Here is a 13,470-nt window from a genome sequence, read left to right as displayed (position 1 = left end):
GTCGTATCCAGAAGCTTGGTGGGCCGGGTGACCCGCCGAGCGGGTCTCAGTGCTCGTCGGCCAGCGACGACCCGACGTAGTTGGCGCTCAGTGTGACGAAGACATATGCCTGCAGCACCGCGACCAGGACCTCGAAGAAGGCCATCACGATCGCCATGGCGAAGGAGAAGACCGAGGTCACCTGGACGAAGATGCTGTCCGAGGCGAGCATCACGAACCCGCCGACGGTGAAGACCAGCAGCAGCAGGTGGCCGGCGAACATGTTGGCGAAGAGCCGCAGGGCGAGGGTGACCGGCCGGACGATGAAGTTCTGCAGGAACTCGATCGGGATCAGCAGGAAGTGCATCGGCCACGGAACGCCGGGCAGGATCAGCATCATCTTCAGGTACTTGCCGAAGCCGTGTTTCCGGACGCCGATGTAGAGGTACATCACGTAGGAGATGGCGGAGAGCACGATCGGAAAGGCGATGTGCGAGTTGGGCGAGATCTGCAACCCGGGCACGATGCTGAAGATGTTTGTCAGCAGGATGAAGCTGAAGAGCACCGTGAAATAGGGCGCGAAGCGGATGCCCGCATTGCCCATCTGCTCGCGGGCGATGTTGTCCCGAACCAGGCCGTAGACCGACTCCGCATACCACTGGGCCTTACCGGGAACCAGCTTTGGCTTCCGGTAGGCGACCATGAAGAAGATGATCAGCAACGCGACCGCGAGCCAGATCATGATCCCGAACTTGGTGACCCAGGGGCCGGCCACGTTCGGCGGGTAGAAATCTCCGACGCTGGGGGGCCAAGGAAGCCCCTCGGCGGCGACGAGCTGTCCACTCACCGTGTCATCCTCCGCACTCGACAGACCCGCGTGTGCTGGAACTCAAGCACCGAGCCTCTTCATGATCAGGTAGATCGCTCCGGCTGCGCCGAACATCATGCCCGTGGCGATCCCGATGCCCGTGGGAAATCCGATAAGGCGTCCCGCTAGCCATCCGAGGAAACCCCACACCACAATTCCGGCGATGAGATAGCCAAGAACGGTGCCGGCAACGCCCTCCGATGAGTGCTCATCGGACTTCTTGGGGTGAAGGTCGTCGGCCATGACGCCGCGAACGATATCAGCCTGCCTGCGCCAGGGTGTGCGGCACCCCCCACACTGCGGGCAGCGTGCGGGTCGCACTACGGGCGCGTCAACCGTCGCCAAGGCTACTCCCGTCAAGTCCGCCGAGGCAGCCCGACGGGACCGGCAAATTGCCGACAATCGTCCGCTGAGGAGCCCGCAATCGGACGTGATTAGTCGCGCCGCGACCGGAATGTCGGCAGCGGAGACCGCAGCGCCCAGGTCAGGTGGGCTCCGGTCCAGACCACCACGGCCAGGATGACGGCGCCGCCCATGACCCGTAAACCACCCCAACCGGTGGCCGCGATGGCTGACATGGCCAGACCGAGGATCACGATCTTCACGCCGTAGGTGACAAGCCCAACGGACATGATCATGCGTGGGTTGATGGCATCCGCCCAGGCGACCGAGAAGCCGGAGATGAGATAGCTCACCACCACCAACGCGATCCCGGCAGCCGCTCCGGCGGCGCCCTCGGCGCCCCACAGGATCGCCGCGAGCGGGACCGCGAGCACCGCCAGCACCGCACAACTCAGCAGCGTAAAGCGAAGGTACGGCAGTCGGACCCGGATCGCGCCCGGCTCACCCGCCCGTGGCTCGCTCATCGGGGGTACGCCGGGAACGTCGCGACAAGCTCGGCCACCTCGGCGCCGATCCGGGACAGCGCGTCGGCACCGCCCGGTGCACCGGGATCGGTACGCACCACACGGGCGACGAGGGCTGCCACCTGCCGCAGCTCACCCTCCCGCATGCCCTGGGTGGTGACGCTCGGGGTGCCCACCCGGATGCCGGAGGCCACCATCGGCGGCTGTGGGTCGTACGGGATGGCGTTCTTGTTCAGGGTGATCGACGCGGCGTCGCAGCGTCGCTCGGCCTCCGCGCCGGTCACCCCCACCTCACGCAGGTCGATCAGAGCGAGGTGGGTGTCGGTGCCACCGGAGACCGGGCGCATCCCCTCGTCGGCAAGCCCGGCAGCGAGCGCCTGGGCGTTGCTGACCACCTGCCGGGCGTACGTCTGGAACTCGGGCTGGGCGGCCTCGCGCAGCGCGACCGCCTTGGCCGCGACCGCGTGCATCAGCGGGCCGCCCTGGGTGAACGGGAAGACCGCCTTGTCGATCCGCTGGGCCAGCGACTCACGGCACAGGATCATGCCGCCGCGCGGGCCGCGCAGCACCTTGTGGGTGGTGGCGCAGACCACGTCGGCGTATGGCACCGGGGACGGGATCGCCCGGCCGGCGACCAGGCCGATGAAGTGCGCGGCGTCCACCATCAGGTACGCGCCGACCTCGTCGGCGATCTCCCGGAACCGCGCGAAGTCGATCAACCGGGGGTACGCCGTCGCGCCGCAGATGATGAGTTTGGGTCGGTGCGCGCGCGCAAGGTCGCGTACCTCGTCGTAGTCGATCAGCTCGGTGTCCGGCCGGACGGGGTAGCCGACCGGGTGGAACCACTTGCCGGAGAAGTTCACCCGGCTGCCGTGGGTGAGGTGCCCGCCGTGCGGTAGGTCCATCGCCAGGACCGTGTCCCCCGGTTGCACCAGCGCGGCGTACGCGGCCAGGTTGGCGCTCGCCCCCGAATGCGGCTGGAGGTTGGCGTGCTCGGCTCCGAAGAGCTCCTTGGCGCGGGCGATGCCGATCTCCTCGGCCCGATCCACCTCCGCGCAACCGCCGTAGTAGCGGCGGCCCGGGTAACCCTCGGCGTACTTGTTCGTGAGCGTGGAACCGAGCGCGGCAAGCACCGCCGGCGAGGTCAGATTCTCGCTGGCGATCAGCTGCAGACCACCCCGCAACCGGTCCAGCTCGCCGAGAACCACATCGGCGATCTCCGGATCGGTGGCTCTGAGCTGCGCAAAATCCGGCCCCCAGAAGGTGCTCGTCTCGGTCTCCACAGCGAACGAGTCTAGAGGGCAGCACACTGGGACCCGTGAGATGCCTCGTCACCGGTGCCACGGGATACATCGGCGGGCGACTGACGCCGCTTCTGCTCGCCGACGGTCACTCCGTACGCTGCCTGGCCCGTAAGGCCGTGCGGCTGCGTGACGTGCCGTGGGCCTCGGCGGCCGAGATCGTCGAGGGGGACCTCAGCCGACCGGAGACGCTGCCCGCCGCATTCGCCGACGTGGACGTCGCCTACTTCCTCGTGCACTCGCTCGGCCGCCCCGACTTCGAGGCGGCCGACCGCGAGGCAGCGACGAACTTCGCGGAAGCGGCCCGCGCGGCGGGCGTACGCCGGATCGTCTACCTGGGGGGTCCAGAGCCGGCGTCCGACGCGGAGGTCCCCTCCCCGCACCTGCGGTCCCGGGCCGAGGTGGGTCGGATCCTGCTGGCCAGCGGGGTGCCCACGGCCGTGCTCCGTGCCGCGGTGATCATCGGCTCCGGCTCGGCGTCGTTCGAGATGCTGCGCTACCTGACCGAGCGGCTGCCCGCCATGGTCACCCCACGGTGGGTGGGCAACCGGATCCAGCCGATCGCCGTCCGCGACGTGCTGCGCTACCTGGCCGGCTGCGCCACGCTGCCGCCGGAGGTCAACAGGGGCTTCGACATCGGCGGACCGGACGTGCTGACCTTCCGCGACATGATGCAGCGCTACGCCCGGGTGGCCGGGCTGCGCCGACGGATCATCGTGCCGGTCCGTCCGCTCACCCCGTCGCTCTCGTCGCACTGGGTCGGCCTGATCACACCGGTACCGAACGCCATCGCCCGCCCGCTCGTGGAGAGCCTGATCCACGAGGCGGTCACGCACGAACACGACATCGCGCGGTACGTACCCGATCCGCCCGGCGGGCTGACCGGCTTCGACAAGGCGGTGTCCCTGGCGCTGGCCAAGGTTCGCGACGCCCAGGTGGAGACCCGCTGGTCGAACGCGAGCGGCCCGGACGCCCCCGCCGAGCCGCTGCCCAGCGACCCGGACTGGTCCGGTGGCACCACGTACACCGACTTTCGGGAGCGGACCGTGGACGCGTCACCGGCCGCCCTCTGGCGGGTCGTCGAGGGCGTCGGCGGCGAGCACGGCTGGTACTCGTTCCCGCTCGCCTGGTCGATCCGTGGCTGGCTGGACCGGCTCGTCGGCGGAGTGGGGCTGCGCCGCGGCCGGCGCGACCCGCACCGGCTACAGGTCGGCGAGGCACTGGACTTCTGGCGGGTTGAGGAGATCATCCCGGGCGAGTTGCTGCGGCTGCGCGCCGAGATGCGCCTGCCCGGCCGGGCCTGGCTGGAGATGCGGGTGCTGCCCGCCGACGACGGGCGCAGCCGCTATCAGCAGCGCGCGGTCTTCCTGCCCCGAGGGCTGGCCGGGCACGCCTACTGGGGATCGGTGGCACCGTTCCACGCGCTGGTCTTCGGAGGAATGGCCCGCAACATAGCCCGAGGCGCAGAAGAACTCCCCTGACCTGTCCCCAACCCCCGCGATCTTGCACTTTCGGTCGCCAGATTATGCGCTTCCACCCCTTTTGCCGAGGCAGAAACTGCAAGATCGCGAGGGATGGGCGGGCGGGGCGGGCGGGAGGGCGGGCGGGGCGGGGTCAGTTGCCGTTGCGGGGGCCTGTCACCTGGAAGGCGGCTCGTTCGCTTGGCGGGACGAAATCTCTTACCGGCTCGCCCCGTAGGGCGGCGGTTAGCACCTCGCCAACAGCGGTCACCATCCGGGCCTGCACCGCCTGACCGACAGCATCGCGGGGATCGTCGGGGTTTGCCGCCATCGAGGCGACAGCCAACTGCGGCGTGAAGGCCACCACCGTCTCCGTCTCGTACCGCTCGGAGCTGCCGGTCTTGCCGGCCACCGGGCGGCCGAGCCGGGCGCGCAGGTCGGGTGCGGTGGCGCCGTCGCACCGCCCGTACATCGACTGGTCGCCCACCGGGCAGCGGGACGCGTCGATGGCAGCCCGGGCCACGTCGGTGTCCAGGACCTGCCGGCAGTCCGGCTTGGCGGCATCCACCGGCCGCCCGGTCGAGTCGCTGATCGAGACCACCGGCAGCGGCGCGCACCAGGTTCCCTCGGCCGCCACCGTGGCGTACGCGTTGGCCAGGTCGAGCGGGGTCGTAGCGGCCACGCCCAGTGTGAACGGGCCCCAGTTCTTCGCGCCGTACCGGGCCAGCTGCTCGTCGGGGTCGGCGCGCAGCACGATGCCGAGCCGCTCGGCCATCTCCACAACCCGGTCGGCGCCGACCTTCTCGGTGAGCCACGCGAAGTAGGTGTTCACCGAGCGGCCGAAGGCGCTCCACATGGTGCGGGGGCCGTCCATCGACGACGGGTTGGCGTTCGACGGGCACCAGCGGCCGTCGCAGCTTGCCTGCCCGGTCACCGGGAACCGGGTGATGATCTGGCTCGGTGCGGTGAACTCGGTCGACAGCGGCAGGCCGGACTCCAGCGCGGCCAGCAGGGCGAAGAGCTTGAACGTCGAGCCGCCCTGGTAGCCGTCGATCGCCCCGCCGCCGGCGACGAGCTGGTTGACGGTGTTCGGGTGGTTCTTCTGCCCGAGCGGGTTGTCGTCCACGCTGTAGGCGCGGTTCACCGACATCGCCAGCACCCGCCCGGTGCCGGGCTGCACCACAGCGGTCGGCACCGCCCGCGCGTTGGTCGGCTTGTAGATCTTCAACACCTGCTCGGTGGTGGCCCGCTGCACCGCCGGGTCCAGCGAGGAGACGATGGAGAAGCCGCCCCGGCGCAGGGTGCGCTGCCGCTCGTCGGCCGTCGACCCGAACGCCGGCTGGCTGCTCCACCAGCGGGTGAACCAGTCGCAGAAGAAGCCCCAGTCGTTGTGCCCGTCGGGCACCCCGGTGCAGTCGTTGGGGGTCTCGCTCGGTCGCAGTTCCATCGGCTCGGCCCGCGCCGCCTCGGCCGCGTCGGCCGCCACCTGGCCGGACTCCACAAGCCGCTCCAGCACGTACGCCCGGCGCTCCAGCGCACTGTCGGCGTCGCCGTTGATCGGGTCGTCGCTGTCCGGCGACTGCACCAGACCGGCCAGCAGCGCTGCCTGGGCCAGGGTCAGCTCGGCCGGCGACCGGGAGAAGTAGCGCTTGCTGGCGGCGGCGATCCCGTACGCCCCGGCGCCGAAGTAGGCGATGTTCAGATAGCGGGTGAGGATGTCCTCCTTGCTCAGCTCCCGCTCCAGCGCGAGAGCGTACCGCATCTCCTGGAGCTTGCGGGCTGTGGTGACCTCGGTGGCGGCCCGGCGCTGCCCCTCGGTCAGCCGGGGGTCGCTGGCGAGCACGTTGCGGACGTACTGCATGGTCAGCGTGGAGGCGCCCTGCCGGGTGCGGCCGTCGCGCTTGTTGACTGTGAACGCGCGTACGACGCCGCGCAGGTCGACCCCGCTGTGCTTGTAGAAGCGGGCGTCCTCGGCGGCGACGATGGCCTGGCGCATCACCGGGGCGACCTCGTGCAGCGGCACGTCCACCCGGTCCTCCTGGTAGAAGGACGTGATCAGTGTGGTGCCGTCGCTGGCGTAGAGGTTGGACCGCTGGGCTGTGGGTGGCGTGCGGAGCGTGTTCGGCAGCTCCGAGTACGGCGTGGACAGGGCGCTGAAGCCGATCCCGAAGACAAGGGCCGCAGGCAGGGCGGCTCCGGCCAGCACCAGTCCGGCAAGCACGCCGGCGATCACCACGGTCAGTAGTTTGTCGAGTCGGGCCCGGATCATCAGCTCTCCCCGCAGGAGCCGGTCACACTAGGACCCGTTCAGAATGACCCGGAACGCCCCTTTCGCCCCTGGTTTTCCCCAAACCCGCAGAAAACTCGCACGTCGCTCAGGGCAGCAGCGCGGCGGCCAGCGGGTGGACCGTCTCCTCGATCTCGTCGGCGACCCGGCTGAAGCACTGGTCACCACGGCCCCACGGGTCGTCAAGATCGTCGGTGGGCAGCACCGAGGCGCCCAACCGGTTGTCGTTGGCCGCCGCTACCAGGGCCACGCCCCGGGCGTACACCCCCTCCGGGGTGGCCTGCGCCACCGGCAGCGCGGCGACGTCCACAGCGGCCAGCAGCCGGCCGAACTCACCGAGCACGAACGTGCGGGCTGCCGCGTCTGGGCGCAGCGCCACCACGTACTCCTGCTGGTCGGCGGTGGCCGTCAGGACCAGGTCGGCGGCGTCGATGTGGTCCGAGCGCAGCTTGCGCGCCGCGAACCCCTCGACGGCCCCGCCACGGCCGATGACCTGCCGGGCCGCCGGCGGGTTCATCTCCTCGCCCGCGTGCCAGCCGCCCGTCCCCGCGCTGTGGCTGTGCAGCAACTCCTCAGCCCGCGCCGGGTCCTCCCCACGCCGCGCCAACCGTTCCCGCACCGCGAGGGCGAGCAGCCGCTCGGCCATCGGCGAGCGGCAGATGTTGCCCATGCAGACGTGCAGGACGGTGAACGGGGGCACTCAGACCCCCTGGGTGTCGACGAGATCCGGAACCACCTCGCGCAGCTTCTCCAACGGGATCGCACCGGCCCGCAGTAGCTGCGGCACGTCGCCGGTGAGGTCCACGATCGTGCTCGGCACCGGGTCCGGGCAGGGCCCGGCCTCCAGGTACGCCCGCACCGAGTAGCTGAGCTGGTCGCGGGCCTCCTCGGCGGTCACCGCCGCCGGCTGGCCCGTCTTGTTCGCCGACGAGACCGCCATCGGGCCGGTCTCCCGCAGCACCTCAAGCGCCACCGGGTGCAGCGGCATCCGCACCGCGACCGTCCCCGACTTGTCGCCCAGGTCCCACTGGAGGCTCGGCGAGTGCTCGACGACGATCGTCAGCGCGCCCGGCCAGAACGCCTCCACCAGGTCCCGAGCGGCAGTGGGCAGCGAGAACACCAGGCCGTCGAGGGTGTGGCGGGACCCGATGAGCACCGGCGGCGGCATCTGCCGGCCCCGGCCCTTCGCGTCCAACAGAGCCTTCACCGCGTACGGCGTGAACGCATCCGCGCCGATTCCGTAGACAGTGTCCGTCGGGAGGACGACAAGCTCGCCGTTCTTGACCGCCTCGATGGCCGCAGCGATGCCGCGGTCACGATCGGCGGGCGACCGGCAGTCGTAGAGCATCACGAGGAGTCAGTCTGCCACGCCCGGCCGGACGCGGCGTGCTGGCCGTCCGCCCGTCGGGACGCGGTGGCGTACCGGGGGCGGCCCGTGAGGTCCCGATGCTCGTCGACGGCGGTGAACCAGCCGCTCCCGGCGAGCAGCGCGGGCACCGCCACGTCGTGCGTGTCGTCGTGCTCGACCCCGATGACGCCGCCCGGCCGCAGCAGCGCCGCAGCCCGGGCGAGCACCGGTCGGATCACGTCGAGGCCGTCCGCGCCGCCGAACACCGCCTCCGTCGGATCGTGCCCGGCAACCTCCGGCGGCACCACCACCTCAACGGGTACGTACGGCGGGTTGCAGAGCAGCACGTCCACCCGACCGACCAGATCGGCAAGCAGGTCCGGTGCTGTCACGTCGGCCTCGACCACCTCGATGGGGCGGTCACCTTTCGTGGCCCGCTCGGCGGCGTTGCGGCGCAGCCATGCCAGCGCTGCCGGGGACCGCTCCACGGCGACCACCCGCGCGCCGGGCACCTCCTGGGCCACCGCCAAGGCGATAGCGCCGGAACCACTGCACAGGTCCACCACCAGCGGGTCGGGCAGCCCTCGGCTCTGCTCGATGCCCCAGCCGGCCAGCAGCTCCGTCTCCGGGCGGGGCACGAAGACACCCGGTCCGACCGCCAGCTCCAGGTGCCGGAAACCCGCCCGACCGGTCAGGTGCTGCAACGGCTCCCGGCTGACGCGGCGCTCGACCAACCCATCGAGCCGGGCGAGCTGGTCATCGCTGAGGTCGTCGGCGAGCGCCAGCCGGCCCCGGGGCACCCCCAGCACGTACGCGGTCAACAGCTCGGCCTCCACCCGCGCCGGACCCACGCCCGCAGCGGCGAGCGCCCGGGCGGCCCGACCCACGGCGGCGGACGGACGGAGGGGCCCTGTCCCTTCGGAGGGGTGTTGCGGCAAAGTGCTCACGACATAATCATGAAGCGTCACCGGCGACGCCACGAACGGACGTTGTCGAGGCGCACACGACAGGAGGTTGTGAGTGGGCTGGCTCGACCGGGTCGATGACCAGGTTGACGCCCTCACGCGTGCCCGGGCATTGCAGGAGGCCAGCCGCTCCGCCGAGGCGTACACCCTGCTGGACCGGGTGATCCGCACCACCAACGACCCGGCGGCACGCGCGGACGCCATGGTGCAGCGCCTCTCCGCGCTGATCAATCTCGGCCGGACGGCGGAGTTCACCCGGGCCATCGAGGAGGCGTCGGCGGCCGTCCGCGACCTCAACGAGCCCTACCTGCGCGGGCACCTCAACGCGCTTGCCGCCCTCGCCGCGCACCACCAGGGCGCCCTGGACCGCTGCGTCACCCACCTGGTCAAGGCCGCCCGGATGCTCGGCGCCGTGGAGGATCCGGACCGGGACACCGCCTGGGGCTGGCACGACCTCGCGATGGCCTACAGCTACCTCAGCTTCCACGGGTACGCCCTGGGCGCGATCGAACGCGCCCGGCAGCTCGGGCTGACCGCCGGCATCCCCGAGGAGACGTTCGCCGCGCCGGGCATCCGACTGCGCAACGCGGTGGCACTGGACCACAACGGGGACAGCGACGGGTGTCTGCGGGTGCTCCGGGACGTCGCCGCCGATCTGGCCCGCTTCGTCCGCACCGGGCGGGCCGGCAAGCTGCGCCCCAGCAGCCTCGCCGCGTACGGCTACTCGGCGGCACGGCAGGCGGCACTCGGCGACCCGGTGGGATTGTCCGGCGACACCGCGCCGGCCCGCCTGATCAGCCACGGCGGGGACAGCGCGCGTGCCCGCGACCTGCGGCAACTCGGGATGGTCTGCCTGGCAGTGGCCGACGGGCGGCCCATCGAGGCGGTCACCCGACTGGACACCATCCAGGTTGCCACCGAGACGCTCGGCGCTGCCGAACCCGCACGGCTGCGCAGCATCGCCCTGTCCCGGGCCGGCGACCACTCGGCGGCGCACCGGGCCGACCGGCTGGCGTTCCGGCTCGCCGCCCAGCGCAACGACCGGCTCCGCGACGTCTACATCGACGGCATCGCCGCCCGGATCGACCACGAGGAGATGCGCCGGGAGGCCGCACGGTACGAGGGTGAGGCGCTCACCGACCCGCTCACCGGGCTGCCCAACCGGCGCCGGCTGGAGCGGTACATCACCGCAGTGGTCACCCGGGGCGACCGGGTGGTGATCGGCGTCTGCGACCTGGACGGCTTCAAGGCGGTGAACACCCGGCACGGGCACCACTCCGGCGACCTGGTCCTGCAACGCATCGCCGGGGTGATCAACCGGGTGATGCGCCGGGGCGACTTCGTGGCCCGCTACGGCGGCGACGAGTTCGTCGTGGTGCTGCCGGACACCGGCATGGTCGAGGCCGCCGAGGTGGCACGCCGGATCGAGGCGGCGGTGCACGCCGAGGACTGGGAGTCGCTGGTGCCGGGCACGCCGGTCGGGGTGAGCATCGGCTTCGCCGAGGTCTCCGGCGGCGGCGGGCTGCGCGACGCGCTCAGCATCGCCTTCGAGCAGGCCGATCGGGAGATGCTGCGCGCCAAGTCACGCCCCCGCGCGAGCTGACCGCGAGACCTCGCGTCGATCAAGGAGTTGTGGTGCCTCATCAAAGGCCCAGGACGCGACAAACCGCCCACCACAACCCCATGATCGACGGGGACGGGGACGGGGACGGGGACCGGGCAGGGTTGGTCAGCGGCGGGTCAGCTCGGTGTCGCCGGCCAGGCGGGCCGCGCGGTCGGCCTCGGCCAACGCGTCCAGCACCCCGTCCAGGTCACCGGCGAGCGCCAGGTCAAGGTTGTACGCCGTGTAGCCGATCCGGTGATCGGTGATCCGGTTCTGCGGGAAGTTGTAGGTGCGGATCCGCTCCGAGCGGTCCACCGTACGGACCTGCGCCTTGCGGGCGTCCGAGGCGGCGGCGTCGGCCTGCTCCTGGGCGGCGGCGAGCAGCCGGGCACGCAGGATCCGCATCGCCTGCTCCCGGTTCTGCAACTGGGACTTCTCGTTCTGGCAGGAGACGACGATGCCGGTCGGCAGGTGGGTGATCCGCACCGCCGAGTCGGTGGTGTTCACCGACTGACCGCCCGGCCCGGACGACCGGAACACGTCGATCCGCAGGTCGTTCTGGTCGATTGTGACGTCGACGTCCTCGGCCTCCGGCAGCACCAGCACCCCGGCCGCGCTCGTGTGGATCCGGCCCTGCGACTCGGTGACCGGGACACGCTGCACCCGGTGCACGCCGCCCTCCCACTTGAGCCTCGACCAGACGCCGTTACCGCCGTCCGGCACGCCCTTGGTCTTGATCGACAGTGAGACGTCCTTGACGCCGCCCAGGTCGGAGTCCTGCGCGTCGATCACCTCGGTGATCCACCCGTGCCGCTCGGCGTACCTGGTGTACATCCGCAGCAGGTCACCGGCGAACAGGGCCGACTCCTCGCCGCCCTCGCCGGCCTTGATCTCGACGATCACGTCCTTGGCGTCGTGCGGGTCACGCGGAATGAGCAGCTCCGCGAGGCGCTCCTCAAGCACCGGCAGGGACGCCGCGATCGACTCCACCTCACCGGCGAAGGACGGATCCTCGGCGGCCAACTCGCGGGCCGCGGTCAGGTCGGCGCGCGCCTGCTCCAGCTCGCCGGCGGCCTTGTTCAGCGGCACCAGTTCGGCGTACCGACGGCCGACCCGACGCGCGGTGGCCTGGTCGGCGTGGATGGCCGGATCGGCCAACCGCTTCTCCAGCTCCGCGTACTCGTCGAGGAGGCCGGCCAGACGCTCGCTGCTCATGCTGCGGATGCTCCTTCGACGGTACGGCTGCCGGGCCGGACGGACCTGCCGACAGCCGGGCGAAAACGGGGTGGAACGCGGACGGCGCCCGCGTCCGGTGCGAAACCGGACGCGGGCGCCGAACGTGGAGCTACTTGGCCTTCTTGGCCTGAACCTTGGCGTACTTCTGCTGGAACTTCGCGACCCGGCCGGCGGTGTCGAGAACGCGCTGCTTACCGGTGTAGAACGGGTGGCAGGCGCTGCAGGTCTCGACGTGGATCGCCCCGCCCTTGGCGGTGCTGCGGGTCGTGAACGTGTTGCCACAGGAGCAGCTGACCTCGGTGGTCACGTACTCCGGGTGGATGTTTGCCTTCATCTCGCCTCGGTCCTCTCGTTGGTGGTCGCCGGGTCGCCGTCATCGCTCGTCGCGCCGTACGCGACGGGCTCGGGCGTGAACCGGAACCGGTGGCCGATTGACCAGTGTGCCATGGGCCTGAGCCGACCCGATAATCGGGCCACACACCTCGTCCGGCATCGTCAACACGTGCCTCCTCGTCCGCATTCCCGCCGCCCGCCGGGGCATTCGTCCACCCGGGAAACCGTCACGGCGTACCCCACCGGGGGTACGCAGGTCGAGTCGGAGGTGCCCCGATGGCCCGCCTGATCGCCACCCGAGGTCTGCCCGCCTCGGGCAAGACCACCTTCGCCCGGACGCTCCAGCCGTCCGTGCTTCGGGTCAACCGGGACGACCTGCGCCGGATGCTGCACGGCGAGCGGCTCTTCACGCAGTGGGCCGAGGCGCAGGTGACCGCCGCACAGCAGGCTCAGGTCGAGGCGCTGCTGCGGGCGCGGGCGAACGTGTGCGTGGACGACACCAACCTGCGCGCCCGCACGCTGCGTGGCTGGGCCGAGCTGGCCGCCCGGCACGGGGCGGATTTCGAGGTGCACGACTTCACCGACGTACCGCTTGACGAGTGCCTGCGCCGCGACGCCGCCCGCCCGGCGGCCGACCAGGTCGGCGCGGACGCGATCCGCCGGCTGCACGAGCGGTACCTGGAGGGGCGCAGCCTGCCGCTGCCGGTCCCGCAGGCGCGCACCGGCCGGCCCGCCGCCGTGCACCCGCCGTCGGCCGAACCGCCGGAGATCGTGCTGGTGGACATCGACGGCACCGTCGCGCTGGCCGTGTCCCGCAGCCCGTACGACATGACCCGGGTGGGCCAGGACCATCCGAATCCGGCGGTGATCGCGGCGGTCCGGGCCATGCACGCGGCCGGGTACGGGGTGGTCTTCTGCTCCGGGCGGGACGCCTCCGCCCGAGCGGCGACCGAGGCGTGGCTGGCCCGGCACGTCCGGGTCCCCTACCTCGGTCTGCACCTACGTGCGGTCGGCGACTCCCGCAAGGACTCGATCGTCAAGCGGGAGATCTACGACCGGGAGATCCGGGACCGTTACCGGGTGGCCGGCGTGTTCGACGACCGTGTTCAGGTGGTGCGGATGTGGCGTGACCTCGGCCTCACCGTCTTCCAGGTGGCCGAAGGCGACTTCTGACCCGGCCCGCCGCCCCGGCCCGTGCGACTCGACGGGGCGGGGCGGCGGCGG

Annotated in this window: 13 protein-coding genes; 3 read left to right on the top strand and 10 right to left on the bottom strand. The window is 71.2% G+C overall.

Going from position 1 to position 13,470, the window contains the following annotated elements; translation table 11 throughout:
• Positions 1 to 46: 46 nt before the first annotated feature.
• The 4 genes from atpB to glyA all read right to left on the bottom strand — a co-directional run bounded on the left by atpB (position 47) and on the right by glyA (position 2,996).
• Positions 47 to 826 (bottom strand): F0F1 ATP synthase subunit A, encoded by a 780-nt coding sequence (gene atpB, locus ACPXB1_RS06030; RefSeq protein WP_355591311.1) that lies wholly within the window; start codon positions 824 to 826, stop codon positions 47 to 49.
• A 42-nt stretch (positions 827 to 868) separates the two neighbouring features.
• Positions 869 to 1,090 (bottom strand): hypothetical protein, encoded by a 222-nt coding sequence (locus ACPXB1_RS06025; protein WP_355591308.1) that lies wholly within the window; start codon positions 1,088 to 1,090, stop codon positions 869 to 871.
• Between the two features lie 191 nt (positions 1,091 to 1,281).
• On the bottom strand, positions 1,282 to 1,713 hold the full coding sequence (locus ACPXB1_RS06020; protein WP_355631798.1) for a hypothetical protein: 432 nt from the start codon (positions 1,711 to 1,713) through the stop codon (positions 1,282 to 1,284).
• The gene (gene glyA, locus ACPXB1_RS06015) at positions 1,710 to 2,996 is read right to left on the bottom strand and encodes a serine hydroxymethyltransferase (RefSeq protein ID WP_355591302.1); all 1,287 of its coding nucleotides are present in this window, start codon (positions 2,994 to 2,996) and stop codon (positions 1,710 to 1,712) included. The genes ACPXB1_RS06020 and glyA overlap by 4 nt, the downstream gene beginning before the upstream one ends.
• Before the next feature lie 35 nt (positions 2,997 to 3,031).
• Here glyA and ACPXB1_RS06010 point away from each other — a divergent pair, with 35 nt between their 5' ends.
• The gene (locus ACPXB1_RS06010; protein WP_355591299.1) at positions 3,032 to 4,495 is read left to right on the top strand and encodes an SDR family oxidoreductase; all 1,464 of its coding nucleotides are present in this window, start codon (positions 3,032 to 3,034) and stop codon (positions 4,493 to 4,495) included.
• 133 nt (positions 4,496 to 4,628) lie between these two features.
• Here the strand turns inward: ACPXB1_RS06010 and ACPXB1_RS06005 are convergent, their stop codons facing one another.
• The 4 genes from ACPXB1_RS06005 to prmC all read right to left on the bottom strand — a co-directional run bounded on the left by ACPXB1_RS06005 (position 4,629) and on the right by prmC (position 9,056).
• The gene (locus tag ACPXB1_RS06005) at positions 4,629 to 6,743 is read right to left on the bottom strand and encodes a transglycosylase domain-containing protein (RefSeq protein WP_355631800.1); all 2,115 of its coding nucleotides are present in this window, start codon (positions 6,741 to 6,743) and stop codon (positions 4,629 to 4,631) included.
• Between the two features lie 106 nt (positions 6,744 to 6,849).
• Positions 6,850 to 7,461: a phosphotyrosine protein phosphatase gene (locus tag ACPXB1_RS06000; RefSeq protein WP_355591293.1), complete on the bottom strand. Its 612-nt coding sequence runs from the start codon at positions 7,459 to 7,461 to the stop codon at positions 6,850 to 6,852.
• Positions 7,462 to 8,109 carry an L-threonylcarbamoyladenylate synthase gene (locus ACPXB1_RS05995; RefSeq protein WP_053655680.1) on the bottom strand — a complete coding sequence of 216 codons (648 nt, stop codon included), beginning with the start codon at positions 8,107 to 8,109 and terminating at the stop codon, positions 7,462 to 7,464.
• Positions 8,109 to 9,056 (bottom strand): peptide chain release factor N(5)-glutamine methyltransferase, encoded by a 948-nt coding sequence (gene prmC / locus ACPXB1_RS05990; RefSeq protein WP_355631803.1) that lies wholly within the window; start codon positions 9,054 to 9,056, stop codon positions 8,109 to 8,111. The genes ACPXB1_RS05995 and prmC overlap by 1 nt, the downstream gene beginning before the upstream one ends.
• Positions 9,057 to 9,129: 73 nt before the next feature.
• On the opposite strand from prmC, the gene ACPXB1_RS05985 reads away from it, so the two are divergent.
• Complete coding sequence (locus ACPXB1_RS05985; RefSeq protein WP_355591287.1) at positions 9,130 to 10,677, top strand: GGDEF domain-containing protein; 1,548 nt, start codon at positions 9,130 to 9,132, stop codon at positions 10,675 to 10,677.
• 126 nt (positions 10,678 to 10,803) lie between these two features.
• Here the strand turns inward: ACPXB1_RS05985 and prfA are convergent, their stop codons facing one another.
• Positions 10,804 to 11,892, bottom strand: a complete 1,089-nt coding sequence (gene prfA, locus ACPXB1_RS05980) for a peptide chain release factor 1 (RefSeq protein ID WP_355591284.1) — start codon at positions 11,890 to 11,892, stop codon at positions 10,804 to 10,806.
• A gap of 130 nt (positions 11,893 to 12,022) precedes the next feature.
• Positions 12,023 to 12,247, bottom strand: coding sequence for a 50S ribosomal protein L31 (gene rpmE, locus ACPXB1_RS05975; protein WP_007464546.1), 225 nt, complete (start codon positions 12,245 to 12,247; stop codon positions 12,023 to 12,025).
• A 275-nt stretch (positions 12,248 to 12,522) separates the two neighbouring features.
• On the opposite strand from rpmE, the gene ACPXB1_RS05970 reads away from it, so the two are divergent.
• Positions 12,523 to 13,419, top strand: a complete 897-nt coding sequence (locus tag ACPXB1_RS05970; protein ID WP_355591281.1) for an AAA family ATPase — start codon at positions 12,523 to 12,525, stop codon at positions 13,417 to 13,419.
• Positions 13,420 to 13,470 lie beyond the last annotated feature (51 nt).

It is taken from the genome of Micromonospora sp. DT68, from assembly GCF_049847245.1.
In the GTDB taxonomy this organism is placed as follows: domain Bacteria; phylum Actinomycetota; class Actinomycetes; order Mycobacteriales; family Micromonosporaceae; genus Micromonospora; species Micromonospora profundi.
The sequence above is the reverse complement of the archived record's forward strand: the minus strand, read 5'-3'. Positions and strand labels throughout refer to the sequence as shown.

Bases quoted from the DNA above. Each gene is read 5' to 3' on its own strand.
- ACPXB1_RS05995 (WP_053655680.1), bottom strand. From the start codon at position 8,109: ATGCTCTACGACTGCCGGTCGCCCGCCGATCGTGACCGCGGCATCGCT.
- prfA (WP_355591284.1), bottom strand. From the start codon at position 11,892: ATGAGCAGCGAGCGTCTGGCCGGCCTCCTCGACGAGTACGCGGAGCTG.
- ACPXB1_RS06025 (WP_355591308.1), bottom strand. From the start codon at position 1,090: ATGGCCGACGACCTTCACCCCAAGAAGTCCGATGAGCACTCATCGGAG.
- ACPXB1_RS06005 (WP_355631800.1), bottom strand. From the start codon at position 6,743: ATGATCCGGGCCCGACTCGACAAACTACTGACCGTGGTGATCGCCGGC.
- ACPXB1_RS05970 (WP_355591281.1), top strand. From the start codon at position 12,523: ATGGCCCGCCTGATCGCCACCCGAGGTCTGCCCGCCTCGGGCAAGACC.
- ACPXB1_RS06020 (WP_355631798.1), bottom strand. From the start codon at position 1,713: ATGAGCGAGCCACGGGCGGGTGAGCCGGGCGCGATCCGGGTCCGACTG.
- rpmE (WP_007464546.1), bottom strand. From the start codon at position 12,247: ATGAAGGCAAACATCCACCCGGAGTACGTGACCACCGAGGTCAGCTGC.